Here is a 23,005-nt window from a genome sequence, read left to right on the forward strand (position 1 = left end):
ACCAACCGGCACCGGGACGCGTGTAGCGGGGACCGCCGGGGCGCGGAGCCGCCACGCGACAGGGCGGAAAGGGCAGTGATAGATGTCCATGCGTTGACAGTGCCTGCAACACGCTTGTAACCTTTCGGAAAATTTCAGTCGTGGTTGCAAGATTCCGGCAACCGGTCTGCTCCCCCCGCCGCACCACCACCCCCATCCCCCGTCAGGAGTCCCGATGCACCGACGTCGAAGCGGCTCAGCGATCCTCGCCCTCGGCCTGCTTGCCAGCCTGCTCCTTCCCACCACCGTGACGGCTCCCCCGGCCGTCGCCGCCCCGTCCGGCGGCAAGAAGGTCATCGTCCAGCTCTTCGAGTGGAACTGGCCGTCGGTGGCCAGCGAGTGCCAGAGCACACTCGGGCCGAAGGGCTACGGCTACGTCCAGGTCTCGCCCCCGCAGGAACACGTGCGGGGCAACCAGTGGTGGATGGCGTACCAGCCGGTCAGCTACCGGATCGAGTCCCGCAAGGGCACCCGGGCCCAGTTCCAGTCGATGGTGAACACCTGCCACGCGGCCGGGGTCAAGGTGATCGTCGACGCGGTCATCAACCACATGTCCGGTCAGGACAACGGCGGCACCGGCTGGGCCGGCTCGTCCTACTCGCACTACGACTACCCGGGCATCTACCAGACCCAGGACTTCCACCACTGCGGCCGCAACGGCGGCGACGACATCGCGAACTACAACGACCGGTACGAGGTGCAGAACTGCGAGCTGGTCAACCTCTCCGACCTGAAGACCGAGTCGGACTACGTCCGTACGAAGATCGCGTCGTACCTCAACGACCTGCTCTCCCTCGGCGTGGACGGGTTCCGGTTGGACGCCAGCAAGCACATGCCGGCGGCCGACATCGCCGCGATCAGGGGCGAGCTCTCCCGCTCCGCGTACATCGTGCAGGAGGTCATTTACGGCGCCGGCGAGCCGATCCAACCGACCGAGTACACCGGCAACGGTGACGTGCACGAGTTCCGCTACGGCAAGGACCTGGCCCGGGTGTTCCGCTCCGAACGGCTGGCGTACCTGCGCAACTTCGGCGAGGGCTGGGGGCACCTGCCCACCGGACCGTCCTCGGTGTTCGTGGACAACCACGACACCCAGCGCGACGCGGGCGGGGTGCTCACGTACCGGGACCGTGGGATCTACGCCCTCGCGAACGCCTTCATGCTGGCCTGGCCGTACGGCTCGCCGACCGTCATGTCCAGCTACACCTTCAGCAACCGGGACGCCGGCCCGCCCTCGGACGGCGCCAACAAGACGCTGAACACCACCTGCTACTCCGGTTGGGAGTGCGAGCACCGCTGGCCGGTGATCGCCAACATGGTCGGCTTCCGCAACGCCACCGAGGGCGCCGGCGTGGCCAACTGGTACGACAACGGCAACAACCACATCGCGTTCAGCCGCAGCGGCAAGGGTTTCATCACGGTCAACGACGAGGACTCCGCGGTGAACGGGCGCTCGTACTACACGGGGCTGCCCGCCGGCCGGTACTGCGACGTCATCCACGGCACGTACGCGGGCGGCACGTGCAGTGGCCCGGTGATCACGGTGGACGGTAACGGTTGGTTCGCCGCCAACGTGCCCGCGCACGACGCCGTGGCCATCCATGTCGGCGCGCGCGTCTGAGCACCGCAAGGAAGGTGCCCTTGTTATCGCCTTTTGTATAGCAAGGGCACCTTCCTAACAGGTCCGATACAGTGGTTTCGTGCCGTTTGACCGAATGACCCCGTCCCGTCGCCGGGGCGGCTGGGTGGCCGCCGCCGTCGCCGTGGCCGCGCTGCTGATCGCCGCGCTGCTGGTCGGCCAGGCCCTCACGCCGCGCTCGACGACCACCGACCGACCTGTCGCGGCGGCGCCCGATCCGACGCCGAGCAGCATCGAGCAGAGCCCCGAGGAACCGGTGCCGTCGGCGGCGCCCGCCCCGGACGGGCTACCGGTCGTCGACTACGACCCCGCCCCCAAGGGGTTTCCCGCCGATCCGGCCACCATGGACACCACGCCCCTGACCGAGGGTGTGCACCCGACCCGGCGGATCGCCGCGTACGACGCGCCCGGCGGACGTCCGCTGGCCTTCCTCGAACCGACGCTCGCCGGTGTCGAGCTGACCGTGCCGATCGCCGAAGAACGCCTCGGCTGGACGGCCGTCCTGCTCCCGTCGGCCAACCGGCGGCTCGCCTGGCTGCCGTCCGGCGGGTTCGACACCGTGGCCCTGCGCGACCAGATCGTGGTGGAGCGCAAGGTGCACCGGCTCACCTGGTACCGGGCCGGCAAGGCGGTGCGCTCCTGGCAGACCAGCCTCGGGCAGGAAGGACAGGAGACCCCGCTCGGGCGGACCTTCATCCTGGGCCGCACCCCGCCACCGCAGGACGTCTACGGCGGGGTGGACATCTACGCCCTCGGCTCGGTGCCCGACGACCCGAAGTCGGTGCCGACCGGGCTGCGTGGCGCGCACATCGGGCTGCACACCTGGTACCACGACGGCGAGCTGGGCGAGAGCACCACCAACGGCTGCATCCGGGTCACCCGCAGCGGCCAGCGGGAGCTGCTCGCGGAGGTCCGCCCCGGCAGCAGCCTGGTGGTCGTCGACCAGCTCCCCACCCCGCCGCCCACGGCCTGAGCGAACGCCGCTCACGGCCTGAGCGAACGCCGCTCACGGCTTGAGCGAACGCCGCTCACTCGCCGAGCAGCCAGCCGTTCCGCTCGGCGATGCGGACCGCCTCGGCCCGGTTGCGGGCGCCGGTCTTGCCGATCGCCGCCGAGAGATGGTTGCGCACCGTCCCGTCGGACAGGTGCAGCTCCCCCGCCAGGTCGGAGACGGTGCCACCGGCGCGGGCCGCCCGAAGCACCTCGGTCTCCCGCTCGGTCAACGGGCTGGCACCGGTGGCCAGGGTCTCCGCCGCCAGCGTCGGGTCGACCACCCGCAGGCCGGCGTGCACCCGACGGACCGCCTCGGCGAGTTGCCGGGCCGGCGTGTCCTTGACCACGAAGCCGTTCGCGCCGGCCTCCATCGCCCGACGCAGGTAGCCGGGCCGACCGAAGGTGGTCACCACCAGCACCCGGCAGGCCGGCAACGCGGCGCGTAGCGCGGCGGCGGCGGCGATCCCGTCCAGGCCGGGCATCTCCACGTCCAGCAGAGCCACGTCGGGGGTGGTTCGGAGTGCCTCCGGCACCACCTCGTCGCCCCGGCCGACCTCGGCCACCACGGTCAGATCTGGCTCCAGCGAGAGCAGCGCGGCGAGCGCGCCACGGACCAGCGCCTGGTCGTCGGCGAGCAGCAACCGGATCGGCGCGCCCGGCGCGGGCGTACCACCGGTGGGGCCGCTCACCGGGCCCCCGCCGGCGCGTGTACCCGCAGCAGGAAGCCGGTTCCGTCCGGACGGCGACCCACGGACACCACGGCGTCCAGCCCTCGCGCCCGCTCCCGCAGACCGACCAGCCCGTGCCCGGAGACGTCGGAAGTGGACGGACCCCGGCCGTCGTCACTCACCTCGACCCGGTCCGGGTGCACCCGGATCGTGCAGCACCGCGCCTCGCTGTGCCGGACCACGTTGGTCACCCCTTCCCGAACCGTCCAACCGAACAACCGGTCCCACTCGTCCGGCAGCGCCGGCACCTCGCCCGGCAGCTCCGCGGCGATGCCCGCCGCGGCCAGCGCGGAGCGGGCGCCCGCCAGCTCCCTGGCGAGGGTCACCTCGCGGTACGCCCCGACCGTCTGCCGCACGTCCGCCAGCGCCGCCCGGGCCAGGCACTCCACCTCGGCGATCTCGGCGGCGGCCCGGTCCCGGTCCACCTCGATCAGCCGGCCGGCCAACTCGGCCTTGATCGCCACCACCGTCAGCGAGTGCCCGAGGATGTCGTGCAGGTCGCGGGCCGTGCGGACCCGCTCCTCGGCGACCGCGAGCCGGCGGATCTCCTGCTGGGCGGCCTGCAGCTGACTGTTGCGCTGGGCCAGCCGGGACACCCCGAACATGGCGAACGAGGCGAGCAGCACCGCGAAGACGATGGTGTTCTCGGCCTCCCACCCCGGCACCAGCCAGGACGCCAGCACCGGGGTCAGCGCGCAGAGCGCCACGGCCAGCGACGCCCCCCGGCCCGGCAGCAGGAACACCGCCGCGGCGGCCACGTAGACCAGGGTGACCAGCCAGTCCCCACCGGCGCCCGGGATGCTGGCCAGGCCCACCAGGAGCAGTAGCAGCAGCCCCGCCCGCGCCCGGCCCACCGGGATCGGAGTGAGCGACTCGCGCAGCTGGCGGGCCCACTGGAACAGCAGCACGTAGCCGACGCCGAAGGCGAGCAGCGCGGCCACGCCGACGACCCGCCGCCAGGGCTGTGGCTGGTGCAGCGTGGTGGCGAGCGGCACGTTGAGGAAGAACAGCCACACCGCCGCCAGCAGCCAACCGGTGAACCGCCAGTGGCGGCTCGCCGGCCGGGGGTGGCCTGTCGAGAGATCCATCGGGTCCACGCTAACGGTCGGAGCGGTCAGACCCGAGCGGTGTCCCGGCGGAACAGCCGGGCCGCGCCGACGCCGAAGACCAGGGCCCAGCAGGCGATGTTGGCCACCGCGGCCATGCTCACCCCTTCACCGGTCAGCGGGGCGCGGGACAGCTCGCCCACGCCGTACACCGGGGTGAACCGGGCGACGTGCTGGAGCACGTCCGGCAGCACCTCGAGCGGGACGAAGAGTCCGCCGAACATGGCCAGCACGGCCAGGATCGGGCCGATGAACTGCATGACGTTCTCGGCCGGCACCAGATAGCCCATGAAGAGGCCGAACGCGGCGAAGACCAGCGAGCCGACCCAGGCGGCGAGCCCGGCCAGCAGCCAGACGTGCATCGGGATGCGGACGCCGGCGGCGGCGCCCACCAGGAACTCGACGACGACCGCGAGCAGGCCGAGGGCCATCGCGGTGATCAGCTTGGTGGCCACGTACGCGGTCGGGCGCAGCGGGGTGAGCCGCAGCTGCCGGCTCCAGCCCAGCGCCCGCTCGGTGGCCACCGCGCCGCCGGCGCTGGTGGTCGCCACCATGGCCGCGTAGACGGCCAGGCTGATCATCACGTACGCGGTCACCGGGCGGCCGTTGTCCAGCGACTGCCCACCCTGCGGCAGGCCGAAGATGAGGAAGAAGACGCCCGGCATGATCAGTGTGAACGCGAGCGTGCGGCGGTTGCGCAGCACCCTGCGCAGCTCGATGCGCAGGACGGCCGGGGCGAACCCGCCCAGGGCGGGCAGCCGACGGTCCGGTTCGGTGGGCCGGTCGGCACGGGTGGCGGCGGGGGTGGCCGGCAGGGTGGTCATCTCAGGCTCCGGTGTGCTCGGTGGTCAGGGCGAGGAAGGCGTCCTCGAGGTTGCGGGAGGTGATCTCCACGTCCCGGGCCGCGGTCCGGGTGAGCAGGTGTCGGGCGATCGCGTCCGAGTCGCCAGTGCGCACCAGCACGCTGTCGCCGCGTACCTCGACGGCGTCCACACCGGGCAGCGCGGCGAGGGCGGCCTGGTCGGCACCGGGCAGGGTGGCCCGGACGGTGCGGCCGGCGGCCAGATTCTTGATCTCCGCGGTGGTGCCGTCGGCGACGACGCGCCCCTGCCGGACCAACACGATCCGGTCGGCGTACGCGTCCGCCTCATCCAGGTAGTGGGTGGCGAAGATGACGGTTCGTCCGGCGCGCGCGTCGCGGCGCAGGGCCTGCCAGAAGTCCCGTCGACCCTCGACGTCCATGCCGGTGGTCGGCTCGTCGAGCACCATCAGATCCGGGTCCGGCAGCAGTGCGAGCGCGAAGCGCAGCCGCTGCTGCTGGCCGCCGGAGCAGCGTCCGACCACCCGGTCGGCGATGTCGGCGATGCCGGCCCGCTCCAGCACCTCCGTCACCGGGCGGGTGTGCCGGTAGAAGTGCGAGGTCATCTGGACGGTCTCACCGACGGTGAGGTCCTTGAGCAGCCCGCCCGTCTGGAGCACGGCGGCGACCCGGCCCCGGGCCACCGCGTCGTCCGGGGTGCCGCCGAGGAGGCGGACCGTGCCCGCGTCCGGACGGGCCAGCCCGAGCAGCATGTCGATGGTGGTGGTCTTGCCCGCGCCGTTGGGGCCGAGGAACGCCACCACCTCGCCGGGCTGCACCCGCAGGCTCAGCCCGTCGACCGCGGTGACGGCGCCGAAGGTCTTGGTGAGGCCGTCGAGTTCGACGGCCGGGTGCGTACTGGTCATGTCAGCCATGCTCCGGCCGCGCGGGGTGCGGTACCCGGAGCGGTCGTCACGTTCCGGCCGTGACATTTGTCAGGGGCCGTCCGGGCGACACGGAGCGTGACGCCCGCAGGAGCGGGTAACCGCCGGGCCGGACGCCGCGACAGGGGGAACGCGATGGGTGCCACGCCGCAGGGCCGAACCGACACGATCGTGCTGATCCACGGGCTCTGGATGACCCCCCGCAGCTGGGAGGGTTGGGCCGAGCGGTACACCGCGCGCGGCATGCACGTCATCGTCCCCGCCTGGCCCGGGATGGACCGGTCCGTCGAGCAGTTGCGCGACGATCCCCGGCCGATCGCCGAGCAGAGCATCGCCACGATCGTCGCGCACTACGATCGGATCATCCGGGCGCTGCCCCGACCGCCGATCATCATGGGGCACTCGTTCGGCGGGCTGATCACCCAACTCCTGGTCGACCGGGGGCTCGGCTCGGCGGCGGTGGGAGTGCACCCCGCGCAGGTGAAGGGGGTGCTCAAGGTGCCCCTGAGTCAGCTGCGCTCCGGCTTCCCGATCCTGCGCAGCCCCGCCAACCGGCACAAGGCCGTCCCGTTCACCCAGGACGACTTCGCCTACACGTTCGGCAACGCGATGAGCCGCGAAGACTCCGACCGGGCCTGGCAGCGCTACGCCGTCCCCGGTGCGGGGCGGGTGTACTTCGAAGGCGCGTTCGCCAACCTCGACCCGCGCTCACCCGCCCGCGTCGACGCCGGGCGCGACGACCGCGCGCCGCTGCTGCTGATGGCCGGCGAGGTCGACCACGTGGTGCCGCCGTCGGTGGTCCGCGCCAACGCCACGCTCTACCAGAAGTCCCGGGCGCTCACCGCGTACCAGGAGTTCCCCGGCCGGTCACACTTCACCGTCGGACAGGACGGCTGGGAGCCGATCGCCGACTACGCGCTGGACTGGGCGCTACGGGCGGCTGCGCTGCCCCGGGAGGCGACCATCGCCAGCGAGAGCCCGCGCCGCTGACCTTGCACAGCGCCGGCGGGCTCTCGAGCGCATGGGCGGGCCGAGCGCGGGTAACGGGGAGAAATGAGGGCGAGCTTCCGGCTTGGCCGGATCGCGGGTGTACCGGTCGGCGTCAACTGGAGTGTCCTGGTCATCTTCGCGCTGATCGCCTGGGGGCTGGCGGCCAATCAGTTCCCCCGGTCCTACCCCGACCGCTCGCCCGTGGCGTACACCCTGGCGGGGTTGGCCGCGGCGGTGGTCTTCTTCGTCGGCCTGCTGGCCCACGAGGTGTCGCACGCGATCGTCGCCAAGCGCAACGGCCTGCAGGTCGGGGGCATCACCCTGTGGCTGTTCGGCGGGGTGGCCGAGCTGAAGGGCGAGCCCCGCGACCCGGGCGCGGAACTGCGGATCTCCGGGGTCGGCCCGCTGGTCAGCCTGCTGCTCGGAGCCTTCTTCGGCGTCATCGCCGCGCTGCTCGCGCTGGCCGGGCAGGGTGGCCTGCTGCTCGGGGTGATGGCGTGGCTGGCCGGTATCAACGTGCTGCTGGCGGTCTTCAACGTGCTGCCGGCCGCGCCCCTGGACGGCGGGCGGCTGCTGCGCGCGGCCGTGTGGAAGGCCACCGGTGACCGCACCCGGGCGTCGGTGGTCGCCGCTCGGGCCGGCTGGGTGCTCGGCGCGCTGCTGATCGGTCTCGGGCTGTGGCAGTTCCTGTCCGGGGTGGGCTTCGGCGGGCTCTGGCTGGCGCTGATCGGCTGGTTCCTGATCGGGGCCGCCGGGATGGAGGAGCGGCAGGCCCGCACCGGCAGCGCGCTGCGCGGGATCCGGGTCGGCGAGGTGATGACCCCGCAGCCGCAGACCGCCTCGGCGGAGATGACGGTCGCCGACTTCGTCGACCACTACCTGTTCGCGTACCGGCATTCGGCGCTGCCGCTCACCGACGACGGCCGGCCGACCGGCCTGGTGACCCTGGACCGGGTGCGGGGCGTACCGGCTGACCGGCGGGCGTCGACCACGCTGGCCGAGGTGGCCTGCCGGGCCGACCAGCTGGTCCTCGCCCAGCCCGGCGAGGAACTCAACGACCTGCTCCCCCGGCTCAGCGAGTGCGCCGACGGCCGCGCCCTGGTGGTCACCGACGGCCGGCTGGTCGGCATCGTCTCGCCCAGCGACATCAGCCGCGCCGTCCAACGCGGCACCCTCCGCACCAACCAACCCACGCCGGCCGCACCCCGCTGATCAGCGGGGGAAGTAGGTGTCCAGTTCGGTGGTGCGGAACTTGCCCGTCGGGTCGAGGTGGGCCAGTAGGGCGGTGAAGTCCGCGTACCGGGGATAGCGGGCGGTCAGCGCGGCCGGATCGATGGTGAAGACCTTGCCCCAGTGCGGACGCGGCGCGAACGGCGTCAGCCGTTCCTCCACCGCCCCCAACACGGGGGCCACCGCGACCGGGTCGCCGATCCAGGTGAAGTGCACGGCGATGCTGTCCCGGTGGTGGTTCGGGCTGAGCCACAGCTCGTCGGCCGCCACCGTACGCAGCTCGCACACCTGGAGCACCGGAGCGATCAGGTGCGCCACGTCGTCCAGGGCGGCGAGGGCCTCGGCCGCGGTTGCCCGTGGCAGGTGGTACTCGGACTGGAGCTCGTCCCCGCTACTGGGGGTGAACCCGAGCTTGAAGTGCGGCAGCCGCTCGTGCCACGGGCCCGGCGCACCGAGCTGCTCGGTGCAGTTCTCCGCCGGCATCCCGAGCACCGGATGGCGCGGCTCGTCGGCGGCGGTGGTGCCGAGCCAGTCCGCCGGGGGCGGCGGCTGGTCCGCCCGCTGCTTGCGCCACACCTCGCGCAGTCGCGGTCCGCGCCAGTCGGTGAACACGCTGACGCTGTACGCCGATCCGAGCGCCTCGTCCAGCGCCTCCCGGGGCAGGTCGAGCCGCACGTACTGGCGCAGCTCGAAGGCCGGCACCACGTCCAGGGTGACCCGGGTGACCAGGCCGAGCGCGCCGAGCCCGACCACCATGCCGGCAAACGTGTCCCCGTCGGTGTCCCGGTCGACGCGCAGCAGGTCGCCGTCGGCGGTGACCAGTTCCAGGGCGGCGACGGAGGTGGCCAGGTTGCCGTGGGTCTGACCGGAGCCGTGGGTGGCGGTGGCCACCGCCCCGGCCACCGAGATGTGTGGCAGCGAGGCGAGGTTGGCCAGCGCGTACCCCTGGGCGTGCAACTGCTGGGCGACGTCGCCGTAGCGCAGCGCGCCGGCGACGGTGACCCGTGCACGCTCGGCGTCCACCTCGATCGCCGGAGGCAGCCCGGCCAGGGTGACCAGGTCGCCGGTCGTGTCCCCGAACCGGTTGAAGGAGTGCCCGGTGCCCACCGCCCGGATCCGGGAGCTGGCGGCGACCAGCCGACGCAGCTCGTCGGTGGAGGTCGGCCGGTGGAACGCCCGCGCGGCGTAGCGCACGTTGCCGGCCCAGTTCCGACGCGGCGCGTCGACCGTGGCGGCCGAGGGGCCGCCCTGTCCCGGTGCGATCACGATGTGGTCTCCCGATCGGTGGACGGGTGGTCGGCCAACGCGGCGACGAGGGCGTCCAGCGCCGGGTCGGCCTGGAGTCGGGTGTAACCGCGCTGGGCGATCGGCAGGCCGACCGCGCGGGCTCGTTCGATCTCCACGCGGGCCGCCAGCCGGGTCTGGGCGTCCCCGGACACCAGGGCGTCCTGGCCGCGCCGGATCAACTGGTCGACCTGGTCCATCCGGTAGCCGCGCAGGCTCGCGGTGAGGTCCGGCTCGGTGAAGGCGGCGCGGCGCAGCGCGGGCAGGTCCACGAACCGGTCGCCGGCGTAGCGGGTGAGCGCGGCGGACACCTGCTCCGGCTGCTCCCGGACCTGGTCGAGGACGAGCAGCTCGATGGCTGGCCGGCCGTCGACGGGATGGCGGGCGGTCACCGGTGGCCCGAGCGTCACACCCGGCACGGGCACCAGGAGCAGCCGTGGCGGCACCGGGCGGCCGTCCCGCCGGGGTGGCTCGTCGAGGACCAGCGTGTCCACCTCGGCCCACCGGATCGACCGGCGCAGGCCCGGTCGCCGAATGGTCAGCCCGTCCGCGCCGATCCCGAACCGGAACGGCCGCAACGCGCTGAACAGGGCCACGACGCCGAGCGCGACGGCGCCCACCGCGATGATCGTCCGTAGCAGGGCGTCGTGACGGGGCATCGCCAGCAGAACCACCCCACCGAGTACGCAGACCAGGGCGAGCACCAGGGCCCCCCGACTCCGGCGCAGTTCCACGCTCGGACCCCCGTTCATGACCGTGGCGTCGGTCCCAGCATCGTCCGACAGACCGGGAGCCAAGGACACCGGACGATCGGGCACGGTTGTTCTCGCCATCGTCGGGGAACCCTACGCCCATGAGCAGTTACCGTGATCCAGCCCCGCGGGGCGACGTGTTCCCCTCGGAGGAGGAGCTGGACCCGACCGGCAGTGGTGTCGAGCCGGCCAGCGCCCCGCCGGGCGCCCGGTCGCAGAGCCATCCGGCACCCACGCCCGGGCCCCGCCCGACACCGGCACCCGCGCCAGCACCGACGCCGGTGCCGGCGCCCGGGCCTCCGCCACGCGCCCCCGGCGCCGAGCCGCGGTCGATCGTGACCCGGCATCTGGACGGTTCAGTGGAGGTGGCCACCGATCTCGACGGCGACGGCGTCGCCGACATCGTCCAGGTCGACCTGGACGGCGACGGAGTAGCCGACGTCACCTATGTGGACAGCGATCGGGACGGCCGGCTGGACACCGTGCTGCGCGACCCGGGCATGATCGGGACGGGCGGCGGGGCTCACCGAGGCTCGTGAGCGGGCTCAGAGCTTCGCCATCACCTCGCTGGCGACCAGCTCGAGGTGCTCCAGGTCGCTGAGGTCCAGCACCTGGAGGTAGATCCGCTGGCTGCCGATCTCCGCGTACCGGCCGATGGTGTCGAGGACCTCGGCGGGCGTGCCGGCCACGCCGTTGGCCCGCAGCTCGTCCGGGTCGCGGCCGATGGCGGCGGCCCGGCGGGCCACCTCGGCGTCGTCCCGGCCACAGCAGACCACCAGGGCGTTGGACCAGACCAACTCGGCCGGGTCCCGACCGATCTCGGCGCACGCCGCGCGGACCCGGTCGAACTGCGCCGCCGTGTCGGCCGTCGACGCGAACGGCAGGTTGAACTCGTCGGCGTAGCGGGCGGCCAGCCGGGGGGTCCGCTTCGGACCCATCCCGCCGAGCAGGATCGGCGGGCGGGGCTGCTGAACCGGCTTGGGCATGGCGGGCGAGTCACTGATCGGGTAGTACCGGCCGGCGTGGTCGAACCGCTCCCCCGGCGGCGTGGCCCAGAGCCCGGTGATGACCTCGAGCTGCTCCTCCAGCCGGTCGAACCGCTCGGCCAGGGCGGGGAACGGGATGCCGTACGCGGTGTGCTCGTCGGCGTACCAGCCGGTGCCGATGCCCAGCTCCACCCGGCCGCCGCTCATCTGGTCGACCTGCGCCACGGTGATCGCCAGCGGGCCGGGCAGCCGGAAGGTGGCAGCCGTCATCAGGGTGCCGAGCCGGATCCGGCTGGTGTCCCGGGCCAGGCCGGCGAGGGTGGTCCAGGCGTCGGTGGGGCCGGGATCACCGGTCACCTCGCCCATCATGAGGTAGTGGTCGGACCGGAAGAACGCACCGTAGCCGGCGTCCTCGGCGCAGCGTGCCACGGCGAGCAACTGGTCGTAGCTGGCGCCCTGCTGGGGTTCGGTGAAGATCCGCAATTCCATGCCCCGAGCATAGGAAGCCGGGCCCGGTGCCGCTCCGGTACGGCGGGCGCCGCTCATATGCTTTGACAGTCATATAACCACTGGGGCATATTGAGGTGGTGTCCGCCGACGTCTTCACCGTCCTCGCCGAGCCCACCCGGCGCCGGATCCTCGACCAGCTCCGCGACGCGGAGCGCAGCGTCGGCGAGCTGGTGGACAGCCTCGGGGTCAGCCAACCGGCCGTCTCGAAGCACCTGCGGGTGCTCCGCGAGGCCGGCTTCGTCTCCTGCCGGATCGCCGCTCGGCGACGCATCTACCGCCTCGACCCGGGCCCGCTGCGAGCGGTCGACGGATGGCTGGACCCGTACCGCCGGCTGTGGAACCGGCACCTGGACGCCCTGGAACGACACCTCGACAGTCAGGAGCAGTGAATGGACCGCAACGCCTTCCACCCGAGCCCACCTGGCGAGGTGCGCGCCGAGCCCGCAGACGGCGGCGCCACGCTGGTCTTCGTCCGCGACCTGCGGCACCCGCCGGCCACCGTCTGGGCGGCGCTGACCGACCCGGCACAGCTCGCCGAGTGGGCGCCCTTCCTCGCCGACCGGGACCTCGGCGTCCCCGGCGCCGCCGTGCTCACCATGGTCGACGGCGAAACCGCCATCCCGGCCTCGGCGACGGTCCGTCGGGCCGAGCCGCCGCACCTGCTCGAGTACACCTGGGGCGACGACCTGCTGCGCTGGGAGCTGAGCCCGCTGGGCACCGGCACCCGACTCACCCTGCGGCACACCGCCGCCGACCCGGGAATGCTGCCGATGGTCGCGGCCGGCTGGCACCTCTGCCTCGACGTGGCCGACCGGCTGCTCGACGGCGACCCGGTCGGCCCGATCCGGGGGGCCGAGGCCCTCGACTTCGGCTGGCCCGAGCTGCGCGACACGTACGCCGGCCGGCTCGACAAGGGCTGACCCGGCGACGCTGTCGCCTGCCACCGAGCCGGTACGAACTCCGGCCCGGTCAGACGTACGGGCGGGTGGCGTACGCGGTCCGGAGGGCGGCCAACCCGGCCGCTTTCGGCGACAGGGTGCCCCACCCGGAGTTGAAGTAGTTGGTCCGCACGATCCGGGGTCCACGCTCGGCGTTGAGCTTGGCGACGGCCGCCGGGACGGTGGCGATCCAGGCCGGTTGGTTCGGGATCTCGGCCGACCGCACTCCCCACTCCGCGATGATCACGGGCCGGGACAGCGCCACCGGCCCGAGGTCCGCCACCGCCCAGTCCTTCGTGCGACGGAACCGGGACAGCGCGGTGTCGTTGGCGTTGGTGGCGTAGACGTTCCACTGGAGGAAGTCCAGCCGGGACATCAGTGCCTCCGGGTGGGTGCGCTGGAAGCAGGCCCGGTCGAAGCCGCCGAGGCCGATTGAGAACGTCGTGCCGGCGGGCAGCGTCCGTGCCTTGAACCAGGTGAGGATGTAGTTCGTCGCCTGCACCGCGCGGGCGTCCGACTCGGCCCAGGTGTACGCCTTGCTGCCCTCGGTCGTGCCGAACTCGTGGTCCGTGTCCAGCTCCGAGGCGAGCTGGATGTTCACCGCGAACCCGAGCGTGCGGTACTGCGCCAGTGCGCGGTGGAGCAACCCGTCGCACTGGCCGTTGAGCACCTGGCCGTACCCGTACGCTTTCGGCCAGGTGGTGCCGGGGCGCTGCTGGATGATCATCGACGGCCCCGGCACGGTGTAGCTGGTGCCGTCCACGGTGAAGCTCTGCGGCCCGGCGTTCGGGGCGCCGTAGTGCTTCAACTCCAGAACCATGTTGATCTTTACCCCGGCCTTGCCCAGGTTGGTCAGCCAGGGCCGGTTGTAGCCGGGGAAGATGTAGCCGTCGGCGAAGCTGCGGTACTGGGTGAGCGAGCGGAAGTTGCCGCCGGCCATGTCGGCGGTGGGGTCGGCCCCGCCGGAGAGGTAGTAGCCACCGAGCACCGGCTGGTTCAGGGCGTAGTCGGCGGTGGCGGTCGCGGTGTGTCCGGCGGCGTCGCGGACCTGCACGGTGACCCGGGGCATCACGCCACCCCCCGGTACACGGCGACCGAGCCGTTGTCGGAGACCCGCGTCCAGGTACGTCCGGAGTCGTCGGTGACGGTCAGGGTGAGCGGGTCGATGACCGCGGTGACCTTGACGGGAGCGCTGCTGTTGCCCTGGGCGTCGGTGACCACGATGGTGACGGTCAGCGGTTTCGTGTCGGTGTCGGAGTAGGTGACGGTCAGCAGCATCTGGTCACCCGGCGAGTAGGCGGATGCGCTCAGGGCTGCGATCGCGGCGGGAGCGGCCATGTCGGGGCCCTCTCTCTGCTTCGGTCGCCGGGCCGTCGCCATGCTGCCGGGGTGTAGACGACCCTGTCCCGATGGGCGATGGCCGTACGCGTGGTCAGGCCGGCGGCTGTGCCGTGTCCGCCACGGCGGCGAGGCCGGGCTGGGTGAAGGCGGCGCCGGTGCGGACGGTGCTGTCCCCGCCGGGCCGGAGGACTGGGATGTGGCCCGCCATCCGCAGCCTCTCCACCTGCCCCAACAGTGCTCTACCAGGGGCTTTACCGTCTTGTCCGGTATGCGACAGCGCCCGGGACGCGCCTACCGACGGACCCTGGCCGTGACCAGGGCGGCTGTCCGGCGCTCCGGCGCGGCGTGCCGGGGTTCAGCGGACACATTCGCAAGCTTGGACGGCAACTCGGCTGGATTGTGCGGGTTTCCGCTGCGGATACCATGCGGTCGTCTCCGTCAGGCGCGACCGGAAAAGGTGCCGAGTGCTCAAGACGGCGAGAAGAGTCACCACGACGATGAGCATCTGGCGTCAGGGCCTGTGGCGGTACCGCCTGACCACCGCTGGCGTCGGCCTGGCGGCCCTGAGCGTGGCGACCGCCGTGCACAACCCACCGCTGGCGCTCAGCGTCGCGGCGGCCACCGCCGGCGCGCTCGTCTCGGCGATGGAGATCTGCGGCAACCGCCGACGGGCCCGGCAGTTCCGCTTCCACCCGCGCGACGGCGACGATTACCGGGACATCGCCGAGCAGGCCACCGACCCCAAGCGGGTGCTGGAGAACGCCCACAGCACCGGCGTCGTCCGGATCGCCGAGAGTGCCCGGCTGCGCAACCTACGGATCCGCTGCGAGGTGACGCCGACGAGCTACCTGCTCGGTCGGGACCTCCGACGCTGGTCGTTCGACTTCCTGGCCCGGCACGCCCGCACCGCGGCCATGCACAACGCCGCAGTGCTGGGCCTCGCCGCCGACCTGCCGACCGGCACCGACGACCGGGTGGTCACGCTACGGCCCGCGCGGTACTTCGACTTCTTCTGCAGCAACCTGCTCGCCGCCTACGACGTCTACGAGGCCGGCCGGGACACTTTGGCGCTGCGCGGGCGAGACCTCATCCTCGACCATCGCGGCCGGTTGCGGGGGTTCGCCGACAGCCGGCTGGCCAACGTCGTGGGGGTCTCCACCCTGGCGTTCACCATCGACGGGCAGCTGCTGCTCGTCGCGCAGACCCGGGACAACGTAGGCAGCCCGGGGCTCATCGCCCCCTCCGGCTCCGGTTCCCTGGAACCGCAGGACGCGTCGGCGACGCCCACCGCGCCGAGCCTGCAGGAGGTCGTCATCGGCGGCGCGCTGCGGGAGCTGCGCGAGGAGTGTCACCTCGAACCGAACGAGATCGCCGAGAGTGGCGTCCTCGGTTACGGCCGGTGGATGAGCCGCGGCGGCACTCCCGAGTTCTGCACGGTGACCCTGCTCAAGGTCACCGCCGAGCAGGTGCTGCGCCGGACCGTCCGGTGGGCCGAACGGCCGTACGTCGGTGAGGTGCTGGCCGTCCACGTGCCACCCACCTCCGAGTGGGACCCGGACGCACCACTGACCCTGTTACCGACCGAGAACCGGCACAGCGCCTCCTGGCCGCTGGCCTTCTGCCTCTCCTGCCTCACCGACTGCATGACCGACGAGACGTGGCCACAGCGCGCCGCCATCGCGGCGGTCGTCGACCAGTGACGATCCACCCCGACCGCGCTCCACACCACGGTCACCAGCTCCCCCGCTGAGGTCGTCGGCGCCGAACGGCGTGCTCCGGGTCATCCTGGCCGAACAGGACGTCGAGGGCGGTACCGCTGTACGCGACGACCAGGCCGTTCGGTCACGTTACGTCGCTGCTACCGATGCCGGCCGCCGGTGAGCCGACTAGCGTTCCAGCTGTCAACATCATCTTCAAGGAGCAGCATCTGACGTGCGCAAACTGACGTACTACATCGCCACCAGCCTGGACGGGTTCATCGCCGCGCCGGACGGCGGGTCCGACTTCTTCGCGTTCGAGGGGGATCTGGCCGCGGCCATCCTGGCCGACTATTCCGAGACCCTGCCAACCCACGCGCGGGAGCCGCTTGGGATCGCCGCGGCGGCGAACACCACGTTCGACACGGTCCTCATGGGCCGCGCAACCTACGAACCTGCCCTGGCCATCGGCGTCACGAGCCCGTACGCCCACCTGCGGCAGTACGTGTTCTCCCGGACCCTCGACCAGCGCGATCCGTCGGTGCAGATCGTTGCCGACGAGCCGGCGGAGTTCGTCCGCGCGCTCAAGCGCCAGGACGGGATGGGCATCTGGCTCTGCGGCGGGGCGACGCTCGCCGGCCAACTCGTGGACGAGATCGACGAACTGGTCATCAAGCGGTACCCGGTCGTCCTCGGCTCCGGCATTCCCCTGTTCCGGGCGCCCTTCGCCGTGGCGAGCTTCGCATTGCGTGACTCCCGGGTGTTCAACACCGGCACGACCATCTCCACCTATGTCAAGCACTGAAAGAGGACCGATGCTGTTCCGCGCCACCACCGAGGCCGACCTCGACCGGGTCACCGGCTTTCCCATCGACGACGGGGTCAGCACGATCGACGCTGACCGCTACCTCGACGAACTGGGTCAGGGCATGTACCGGCCGGAGTGGACCTGGATCGCCGAGGACGAGCAGCGGGTGGTCGGCCGCGCGCTGTGGTGGGGGCAGGCGTCCAGCGCCCACCCGGTCGCCCTGGACTGCCTGCACGTCGACGCGTCGGTCGCCGACCCTACGGGGGTCGCGGTCGGTCTGCTCACCGCGGGCCTGCGGGCGTTCGCGCGGGACGGCGCGCCGAAGCCTCCGCTGTACAACCTGACCCTGCCCAACGACTGGCGGGACGATGAGCCCGTCGCGGCGGCGGTGGCGTGGCGGCGGGACGCGGCGCTCGCGGTCGGGCTGACCGACGAGGTGGAGCGGCTGCGGCTGGAGTGGACGCCCGAGGTTGGTGTGCCCACCTCCAGCGGCAGGCTCGTCTTCTCCGAGGGCTCCGACGACGAGTTCCTCGACGTGTTCCGCCGGATCGCGGTGGGCAGCCTGGACAGGGAGACCCGCCGGAACCTGGCGGTCAAGAGCCCGGAGGTCACCGCCCGGGAGGAGATGGACTTCTACCTGGACTGCCCGGGCGAGCGGGCGTGGTGGCGGCTGGTCCACACGACCGATGGGACGCTCGCCGGGCTGGCGATTCCGTCCGCGACGCCGTACAACCGCAACGTCGGCTACCTGGGCGTCGTCCCCGAGCTGCGCGGGCGTCGCTACATCGACGACGTGCTCGCCGAGATCACCCGGTTCCACGCCGAGCAGGGGGCCGAGCTGATCACGGCCACCACCGACACGACGAACGTGCCGATGGCCGCTGCGTTCGCGCGCGCCGGTTACCGGGTCGCGCAGATCCGATTGCTCTACTCCGCGCCCGAGTCATGACGAGAGCATCGAGGCGAGGTCGGTGCGCGAGGTGACACCGAGCTTGGGAAACGCCCGGTAGAGGTGGTGCCCCACGGTGCGTGGGCTCAGGAACAGTTGCGTGGCGATCTCCCGGTTGGTCGCGCCCGTCGCGGCCAACCGGACCACCTCGCGTTCCTGGGGGCTCAGCCGGCTGAGCGGTCCGCCCAGGGAGGGCTCCGCCACCTCGCCGCTGGCCCGCAACTCGGCCCCGGCCCGCCGGGCCCACGGCTCGGCGCCGAGCGCCGCGAAGGTGTCGAGAGCGTCCCGCAGGTGGCCGCGCGCTTCGAGTTTCCGGCGCGCGCGGCGCAGCCACTCCCCGTAGAGCAGCCCGGTGCGGGCCTGATCGAAGGCGCTGCCGTCGCCGTGCAGCCGGACGGCCGAGGCGAAGTGCTGCTCCGCCTCGGCGTCCGGCGTGGTCAGGGCACGGCAGCGGTGGGCCAGCGCGGCGAGCGCCCGACGGCCGGTGGCCTCGGCCCACTCGTCGAGCAGACGCGCCGGTTCGGCGGCCCGCTCGGGTCGACCGGCGCGTACTGCCGCTTCGACGAGATCGGGCAGCAGGAACGCGCCGAACAACCGGTGACCCGAGGCCACTCGCGCCGCCTCGAACCGTTGCAGCGCCACGTCCGCGCGGCCGAGGCCCAGGTCGAGCAGGCCCAGCGCCCACAGGGCGTCCGCCGTTGCCCGGCCGACGCCGCGCGGCTGCGTGTACGCCATCGCGTCGCCCGCCAACCGCCCGGTCTGCTCCTCCTCGCCCCGTACGGCCGCCAGGACCGCCAGGACGGCACGCACGTGGGCGGCTCGGTGGCGCAGGTCGTACCCCTCTGCCAGCCGCATCCCCTCGGCGGCGTGCGCGGACGCGTCGTCGAGCCGCCCGAGGGTCAGCTCCACCCGGGCGAGCAGGTGCAGTGCGGTGGGCAGCCACCCGCCCATGCCGTTGTCCCGGCAGTGCTCGACCGCCTCGGCCGCGATCTCGTACGCGATCTCGTCATCGGCGGCCAGGTGGCAGTAGATCCCGGTCATCAGCCGGTCCATGAACCCGGTGTCGGTTCGGCCGCGCGCCGCCACGAGCGATCGGAGCGCGCGCAGGGCACCGGGCACGTCGTCGGCGAGCAGGCGGGCCGGCACGGCCAGCACCGGCTCGGAGGGGGCTTGTTCCGCGGCCGCCGCGATCAGCTCCGCGTTTCCCGAGGAGAAGGCGGCGTGCAGAGCGTCCACCAGCAGCGCGGGGAGTTTGTCAGGCCGCTGGGCGCCGATCTGGTCGGCGCAGTCGAGCAGCATCCGGCCGGCGACGTCGGGGCTGCCGTACCCCAGCTCCACCACCGCCCGGACCCGCGCCAGGTCCGCCGCCAGGCCCGGGTCCTGCGGCGCCGCCTCGACCATCGCCGCGAGCCGGCCGCCCCGCTCGTCCTGGCCAGCGTCGGCGGCGACCTGTGCGGCGGCGATGAACCGGCGGGCCTGGCCTTCCGGCTCGGCCGTGAGCTGGGCCGCCCGCTCGTACGCCGCGGACGCCGACGCGAGCGCCTGCCGGCCGCCGGCCCAGATCGCGACCCGCTCCAACTCGTCGGCGACCCGCTCGTCCGGCCCGGTGGCTGCGGCGGCCAGCTGCCAGGCGCGCCGATGCGCGTGCTCGGGCGCGACGAGCGCGGCCGCCAGCGCCCGGTGGGCGGCGACCCGGTCGGCGAACGGGCTGCCCTGGTACGCCGCGTACCGGATCAGCGGATGCCGGAAGCGCAGCGTGTCGCCGGTCAGCACGATGAGGCCGGTGCGCTCGGCCGGCGCCAGGTCATCGATCGTTGCAGTCGCGGCCCGCAGGATCAGGTCGAGTGTTCCGGTGTCGTCCGCGGCGGCCGTCAGCAGCAGGGCCCGGGTGGCCTCGGGGAGCCGGCGGATCTGATCCAGGAAGGCGTCCTGCACCCGGTTCGACGGTGCGGAAAGCGTCAACGGGCTGAGCTGACCGGCGCGCTGTGTCGGTGTCAACGCGGCGGAGAGTTCCCGCAGCGCGAGCGGGTTGCCCTGCGCCTCCTCCATGATCCGCTGGCGCACGTACGGCGACAGGTCCACGACCAACGCCGCGGCCGCCTCCGGGTCGAGTCCCGCGAGGTGCAGCGCGGGAATCCCGCCGACCCCGGCCACGCCGGCGGCCTCCCGGGCGGCGAAGATCAGCACGACGCCCTCGGCCTGCAACCGGCGGGCGGCGAACGCCAACGCGTCGACCGACGCCCGGTCGAGCCACTGCACGTCGTCGACCAGGCAGAGCAGCGTTCCCTCGCCGGCGACCTCGGACAGCATGCTGAGCACGGCCAGGCCGATGACGAACCGGTCGCGCACCGTGTCGTCGGTGAGCCCGAAGACGGCACGCAGGGCCCGGGCCTGCGGGCCGGGCAGCTGGTCGACGAGGTCCATGGCCGGCAGGAACAGCTGGTGCAGGCCGGCGAAGGCCAGCTCGGTCTCCGATTCCAGGCCGTCGACTCGCAGCACCCGCATGTCGGACGCGCGAGCGGCGGCGTAGTCCAGCAGGGCTGTCTTGCCGATGCCGGCGTCACCGTGGATCAGCAGAACACTGCTCGCGCCGGCCCGGGCGTCACCCAGCATCCGGTCGATCCGGTCGCGTTCCGCCGCCCGGCCCTGCACCACGTACCCCCGTCGTCACCGATCCCACCGGCCGTCGTGCCGGCAACGCGAAGCGGTGCAGCCGCAGGTCAGGTGCCTCTTCGAGGCACCTGAATCTAGCTCAGCAATGTGCCCGGCGGAGAACGGACCCCCGGCAGGGGCCGTCACTGCGGCGCGGTGCCCCGGACCGCCCAGGCGCGTGCCGTGAGCCGGATCGAGCCGTCGGGCTCCACCGGCAGCCGGGCGGCCAGCAGGTCCCGCAGGGCCGCGCGGGCCGGGTCGGCCAGCGTCGTCACGTACGTCGGAGCGGCGCCCTGCCCGCCGAGGAACGGCGTCCAGTAGTCGGCCAGGTCGGTGAAGGTGGTGGGCACCTCGACCGGCCGGACCGACACCTGCCCCAGACCGGCGTCCACCCACAGCTCCCGGAGGGCGTCGGGCTGGCACACCGTGAAGCGGTGCCCCTCGTCCAGCCCCGCCGCGACCGGGTCGAGCTGCGCGGCGGCCGCCCAGAAGTGGCGCATCATCGCCATGCCGTCGGCGTAGTCCCAGACGTAGGCCGCCACCGCACCCGCCGGTCGGACCACCCGGGCGAACTCGGCCACCGCCCGCGCCGGCTCCGGCACGAAGTTGAGCGCCAGACCGCTGACCACCACGTCCACGGCCGGGTCGGACAGCGGCAACGCGCGGGCGTCCCCGACCTGGAAGGTTGCCCGACCACCGGCGACCCGGGCATGCGCGCTGGCGACGAACCCGGCCGACCGGTCCACTCCGATCACCCGGACGGGGTCGGCGTCGGCGAGGATCGTCGAGGTCAACGCGCCCGTGCCGCAGCCCACGTCCAGCCAGTGCCTCCCGGGCGGTACGTCCAGCCCGCGCAGGAAATCGGCCGCGACCGGGCGGCTCCACCGGCCCACGTACGCCTCGTACGCGTCACCGTCCGCCCACACCGGCTGCGCCATGCCGGAACGATACGACAGCTGCGGTCGCCCAATGACCCGCCGATGCGTCGGCGATCCTGACCAGCGACGCGATCTCGTCGCGGCCGCCCCCTCCGAGCGGTCGCTGTTGTGAGCGATATACCTCTGAGGCATAAATATGCCCCTGAGGTATATCGCTCATCGAAGGACCATGCCGGGCGTCGCGTCAGCCCCTCTCGTGGATCTTGGCGAGTTTCGCGGCGAACTCGGCGTCGGTGAGCGCGCCCCGCTGGTGTTGCCGGGTGAGCGCATGGATGTCGCGCCGCTTGTCGGAGGTTTGCCGACCGGGGGACGCGCCTGTCCAGCGGGCTCCGGCGGATGTGGACGTCGGCCGGGCACCGGAGGCGGAGGAAGGCTGCGCTGGTCGCCCGGTGCCGGGCGCCTGCCCCCGGCGGCGCGCCTCACGAAGATGTGCCTGCAGTGTCGCCAGGATCTCGTCGTAGTGCTCCGGCCAGGTGGCCAACCGGCCCAGTTCGGGCCGGAACGTGAACGGGCGGAAGAGGTCGCCGCGCTGCAGCGGTGTCTGCACCGACCCCCGTCGGTCCGTTCGACGACGATCGCGGCACGGCCCATGTCCAGGCCCGCAATGGCCACGCGAACAAGGCAGCCGCGCGGGGCCACGGGCCGGACAGCCCGTGACCCCGCGCGGGGAACTACCTAGAGACGCGCCGCACCGGCCGCGGCGGCCTCCTGGTAAGCGGAGGTACGGCGGGCCTCCGCCCGCTGCGCTCCGGCGTCCTCCCGGTCCGCGACGGCCGCGGACCGGGCCGACCGGGAGGTGGTGGCAACCGCCTGGTCACCGGTCACGCCGCCGCGGATCCGGTTGTTCGCGGCCACCTGGGCAGCCGGGTTGTTGGACGTCACGGTCAACGTGCCGTCGATGATGTTGTCGTCGACGGTGACGCCGCCGGTGGTGTTGGTGATGCTGACGTCCCGGCCCCAGTAGCCGCCGGAGGCGCAGCTGTCGAGGGTGCCGTTGGGGCCCACCTGCACCCCACCCAGGTTCCCGGAGAAGGTGGCCCGGCCCCGGACCGCACTGCCACACACGACGCTGCCGGTGGCGCTGTTCAGCACCGACAGCGTGCCGTCGACGAACGAGTCGTGCACATCGGTGTAGTACGTGCCGGTGGTGGTGAGGTTGCGTTCCACCTGGGTGCCGCGGTCGAGCCGGACCTCACCGGCGCCGGCGTTGACGGTACCGACGATTGTGGACTGCTCCACGAACAGGAAGCTGTCGATGGTCGCGGCCCCCTTCGGCCGCACCGTCACGTTGCCGGTCCGGGCGTCCCTCAGGAAGGCGCCGTAACCGCCGGCGGCCAGCACCACCTGGCCGACGATCGTCGTGTCGGTGGCGTCCAGGTATCCGTCCGCGGCGACGCGTACCTCGCCGCTGACGTTGCCACCGGTGACGACCAGGTTGCCGCCGGCGGCGACGGTGACGTTTCCGGTGATCGTGGTGCCGGTGAGCGCGCAGGACTCGCCGGCCGGCACGTACAGGTCGTTGGGCACCGTCACCGCACCACCGGTGCCGATGCAGTGGGTGACCAGGTCGGCGTGCGCGCTGGGCGCCACCGCCAGCACCGAGGCGGTGATGACGGCGCTCACGGTGGCCAGCTTGGCGACGGTACGTCTGGGCATCGCTGTACTCCCTGTCGATGAGGTTC

At 72.7% G+C, this 23,005-nt stretch carries 24 protein-coding genes; 10 read left to right on the plus strand and 14 right to left on the minus strand.

Going from position 1 to position 23,005, the window contains the following annotated elements:
- Positions 1 to 214: 214 nt before the first annotated feature.
- Both ABZU69_RS18150 and ABZU69_RS18155 read left to right on the plus strand, forming a co-directional pair.
- Positions 215 to 1,660, plus strand: a complete 1,446-nt coding sequence (locus ABZU69_RS18150; RefSeq protein ID WP_354965487.1) for an alpha-amylase family glycosyl hydrolase — start codon at positions 215 to 217, stop codon at positions 1,658 to 1,660.
- Between the two features lie 79 nt (positions 1,661 to 1,739).
- Complete coding sequence (locus ABZU69_RS18155; protein ID WP_354965488.1) at positions 1,740 to 2,651, plus strand: L,D-transpeptidase family protein; 912 nt, start codon at positions 1,740 to 1,742, stop codon at positions 2,649 to 2,651.
- Positions 2,652 to 2,706: 55 nt separating this feature from the next.
- Here ABZU69_RS18155 and ABZU69_RS18160 read toward each other — a convergent pair whose 3' ends face one another.
- From ABZU69_RS18160 to ABZU69_RS18175, 4 genes are read right to left on the minus strand one after another with little or no spacing between them, the layout of a single operon-like run.
- Positions 2,707 to 3,360, minus strand: a complete 654-nt coding sequence (locus tag ABZU69_RS18160; RefSeq protein ID WP_354965489.1) for a response regulator transcription factor — start codon at positions 3,358 to 3,360, stop codon at positions 2,707 to 2,709.
- The gene (locus ABZU69_RS18165; RefSeq protein ID WP_354965490.1) at positions 3,357 to 4,487 is read right to left on the minus strand and encodes a histidine kinase; all 1,131 of its coding nucleotides are present in this window, start codon (positions 4,485 to 4,487) and stop codon (positions 3,357 to 3,359) included. The genes ABZU69_RS18160 and ABZU69_RS18165 overlap by 4 nt, the downstream gene beginning before the upstream one ends.
- 26 nt (positions 4,488 to 4,513) lie before the next feature.
- Positions 4,514 to 5,329: an ABC transporter permease gene (locus tag ABZU69_RS18170; RefSeq protein ID WP_354965491.1), complete on the minus strand. Its 816-nt coding sequence runs from the start codon at positions 5,327 to 5,329 to the stop codon at positions 4,514 to 4,516.
- Position 5,330: 1 nt separating this feature from the next.
- Positions 5,331 to 6,230 (minus strand): ABC transporter ATP-binding protein, encoded by a 900-nt coding sequence (locus tag ABZU69_RS18175; protein WP_354965492.1) that lies wholly within the window; start codon positions 6,228 to 6,230, stop codon positions 5,331 to 5,333.
- A gap of 153 nt (positions 6,231 to 6,383) precedes the next feature.
- Here ABZU69_RS18175 and ABZU69_RS18180 point away from each other — a divergent pair, with 153 nt between their 5' ends.
- Positions 6,384 to 7,238 carry an alpha/beta fold hydrolase gene (locus ABZU69_RS18180; protein ID WP_354965493.1) on the plus strand — a complete coding sequence of 285 codons (855 nt, stop codon included), beginning with the start codon at positions 6,384 to 6,386 and terminating at the stop codon, positions 7,236 to 7,238.
- Between the two features lie 63 nt (positions 7,239 to 7,301).
- Positions 7,302 to 8,450: a site-2 protease family protein gene (locus tag ABZU69_RS18185; protein ID WP_354965494.1), complete on the plus strand. Its 1,149-nt coding sequence runs from the start codon at positions 7,302 to 7,304 to the stop codon at positions 8,448 to 8,450.
- Here the strand turns inward: ABZU69_RS18185 and ABZU69_RS18190 are convergent, their stop codons facing one another.
- Both ABZU69_RS18190 and ABZU69_RS18195 read right to left on the minus strand, forming a co-directional pair.
- On the minus strand, positions 8,451 to 9,734 hold the full coding sequence (locus ABZU69_RS18190; protein ID WP_354965495.1) for an FAD-binding protein: 1,284 nt from the start codon (positions 9,732 to 9,734) through the stop codon (positions 8,451 to 8,453).
- A complete protein-coding gene (locus tag ABZU69_RS18195) occupies positions 9,731 to 10,504 on the minus strand; it encodes a hypothetical protein (RefSeq protein ID WP_354965496.1) in 774 nt (257 codons plus the stop codon). The genes ABZU69_RS18190 and ABZU69_RS18195 overlap by 4 nt, the downstream gene beginning before the upstream one ends.
- Positions 10,505 to 10,605: 101 nt before the next feature.
- Here ABZU69_RS18195 and ABZU69_RS18200 point away from each other — a divergent pair, with 101 nt between their 5' ends.
- On the plus strand, positions 10,606 to 11,043 hold the full coding sequence (locus ABZU69_RS18200) for a hypothetical protein (protein ID WP_354965497.1): 438 nt from the start codon (positions 10,606 to 10,608) through the stop codon (positions 11,041 to 11,043).
- Between the two features lie 6 nt (positions 11,044 to 11,049).
- Here ABZU69_RS18200 and ABZU69_RS18205 read toward each other — a convergent pair whose 3' ends face one another.
- Entirely contained in the window at positions 11,050 to 11,979 is a 930-nt protein-coding gene (locus ABZU69_RS18205; RefSeq protein WP_354965498.1) for an LLM class F420-dependent oxidoreductase, read from the minus strand.
- 98 nt (positions 11,980 to 12,077) lie between these two features.
- Here ABZU69_RS18205 and ABZU69_RS18210 point away from each other — a divergent pair, with 98 nt between their 5' ends.
- Both ABZU69_RS18210 and ABZU69_RS18215 read left to right on the plus strand, forming a co-directional pair.
- On the plus strand, positions 12,078 to 12,389 hold the full coding sequence (locus ABZU69_RS18210) for a metalloregulator ArsR/SmtB family transcription factor (protein WP_354965499.1): 312 nt from the start codon (positions 12,078 to 12,080) through the stop codon (positions 12,387 to 12,389).
- A complete protein-coding gene (locus tag ABZU69_RS18215; RefSeq protein WP_354965500.1) occupies positions 12,390 to 12,920 on the plus strand; it encodes an SRPBCC family protein in 531 nt (176 codons plus the stop codon).
- 49 nt (positions 12,921 to 12,969) lie between these two features.
- Here ABZU69_RS18215 and ABZU69_RS18220 read toward each other — a convergent pair whose 3' ends face one another.
- The 3 genes from ABZU69_RS18220 to ABZU69_RS18230 form a co-directional block, all read right to left on the minus strand.
- The gene (locus ABZU69_RS18220) at positions 12,970 to 14,007 is read right to left on the minus strand and encodes a hypothetical protein (protein ID WP_354965501.1); all 1,038 of its coding nucleotides are present in this window, start codon (positions 14,005 to 14,007) and stop codon (positions 12,970 to 12,972) included.
- A complete protein-coding gene (locus ABZU69_RS18225; RefSeq protein ID WP_354965502.1) occupies positions 14,007 to 14,276 on the minus strand; it encodes a hypothetical protein in 270 nt (89 codons plus the stop codon). The genes ABZU69_RS18220 and ABZU69_RS18225 overlap by 1 nt, the downstream gene beginning before the upstream one ends.
- Positions 14,277 to 14,370: 94 nt before the next feature.
- Complete coding sequence (locus ABZU69_RS18230; RefSeq protein ID WP_354965503.1) at positions 14,371 to 14,502, minus strand: hypothetical protein; 132 nt, start codon at positions 14,500 to 14,502, stop codon at positions 14,371 to 14,373.
- A 274-nt stretch (positions 14,503 to 14,776) separates the two neighbouring features.
- Here ABZU69_RS18230 and ABZU69_RS18235 point away from each other — a divergent pair, with 274 nt between their 5' ends.
- The 3 genes from ABZU69_RS18235 to ABZU69_RS18245 all read left to right on the plus strand — a co-directional run bounded on the left by ABZU69_RS18235 (position 14,777) and on the right by ABZU69_RS18245 (position 17,733).
- Positions 14,777 to 15,979, plus strand: a complete 1,203-nt coding sequence (locus tag ABZU69_RS18235) for a hypothetical protein (protein WP_354965504.1) — start codon at positions 14,777 to 14,779, stop codon at positions 15,977 to 15,979.
- A gap of 232 nt (positions 15,980 to 16,211) precedes the next feature.
- Positions 16,212 to 16,781, plus strand: coding sequence for a dihydrofolate reductase family protein (locus tag ABZU69_RS18240; RefSeq protein ID WP_354965505.1), 570 nt, complete (start codon positions 16,212 to 16,214; stop codon positions 16,779 to 16,781).
- A gap of 10 nt (positions 16,782 to 16,791) precedes the next feature.
- Complete coding sequence (locus ABZU69_RS18245) at positions 16,792 to 17,733, plus strand: GNAT family N-acetyltransferase (RefSeq protein WP_354965506.1); 942 nt, start codon at positions 16,792 to 16,794, stop codon at positions 17,731 to 17,733.
- On the opposite strand, the gene ABZU69_RS18250 is transcribed toward ABZU69_RS18245, so the two are convergent.
- The 4 genes from ABZU69_RS18250 to ABZU69_RS18265 form a co-directional block, all read right to left on the minus strand.
- Positions 17,728 to 20,385 (minus strand): LuxR C-terminal-related transcriptional regulator, encoded by a 2,658-nt coding sequence (locus ABZU69_RS18250; protein WP_354965507.1) that lies wholly within the window; start codon positions 20,383 to 20,385, stop codon positions 17,728 to 17,730. The two genes, ABZU69_RS18245 and ABZU69_RS18250, sit on opposite strands and share 6 nt — an antisense overlap.
- Positions 20,386 to 20,528: 143 nt before the next feature.
- Positions 20,529 to 21,323, minus strand: coding sequence for a class I SAM-dependent methyltransferase (locus tag ABZU69_RS18255; protein WP_354965508.1), 795 nt, complete (start codon positions 21,321 to 21,323; stop codon positions 20,529 to 20,531).
- 184 nt (positions 21,324 to 21,507) lie between these two features.
- Positions 21,508 to 21,870, minus strand: coding sequence for a hypothetical protein (locus tag ABZU69_RS18260; RefSeq protein ID WP_354965509.1), 363 nt, complete (start codon positions 21,868 to 21,870; stop codon positions 21,508 to 21,510).
- Between the two features lie 128 nt (positions 21,871 to 21,998).
- Entirely contained in the window at positions 21,999 to 22,979 is a 981-nt protein-coding gene (locus tag ABZU69_RS18265) for a hypothetical protein (RefSeq protein ID WP_354965510.1), read from the minus strand.
- Positions 22,980 to 23,005 lie beyond the last annotated feature (26 nt).

It is taken from the genome of Micromonospora sp. NPDC005206, from assembly GCF_040608175.1.
Lineage (GTDB): Bacteria > Actinomycetota > Actinomycetes > Mycobacteriales > Micromonosporaceae > Micromonospora.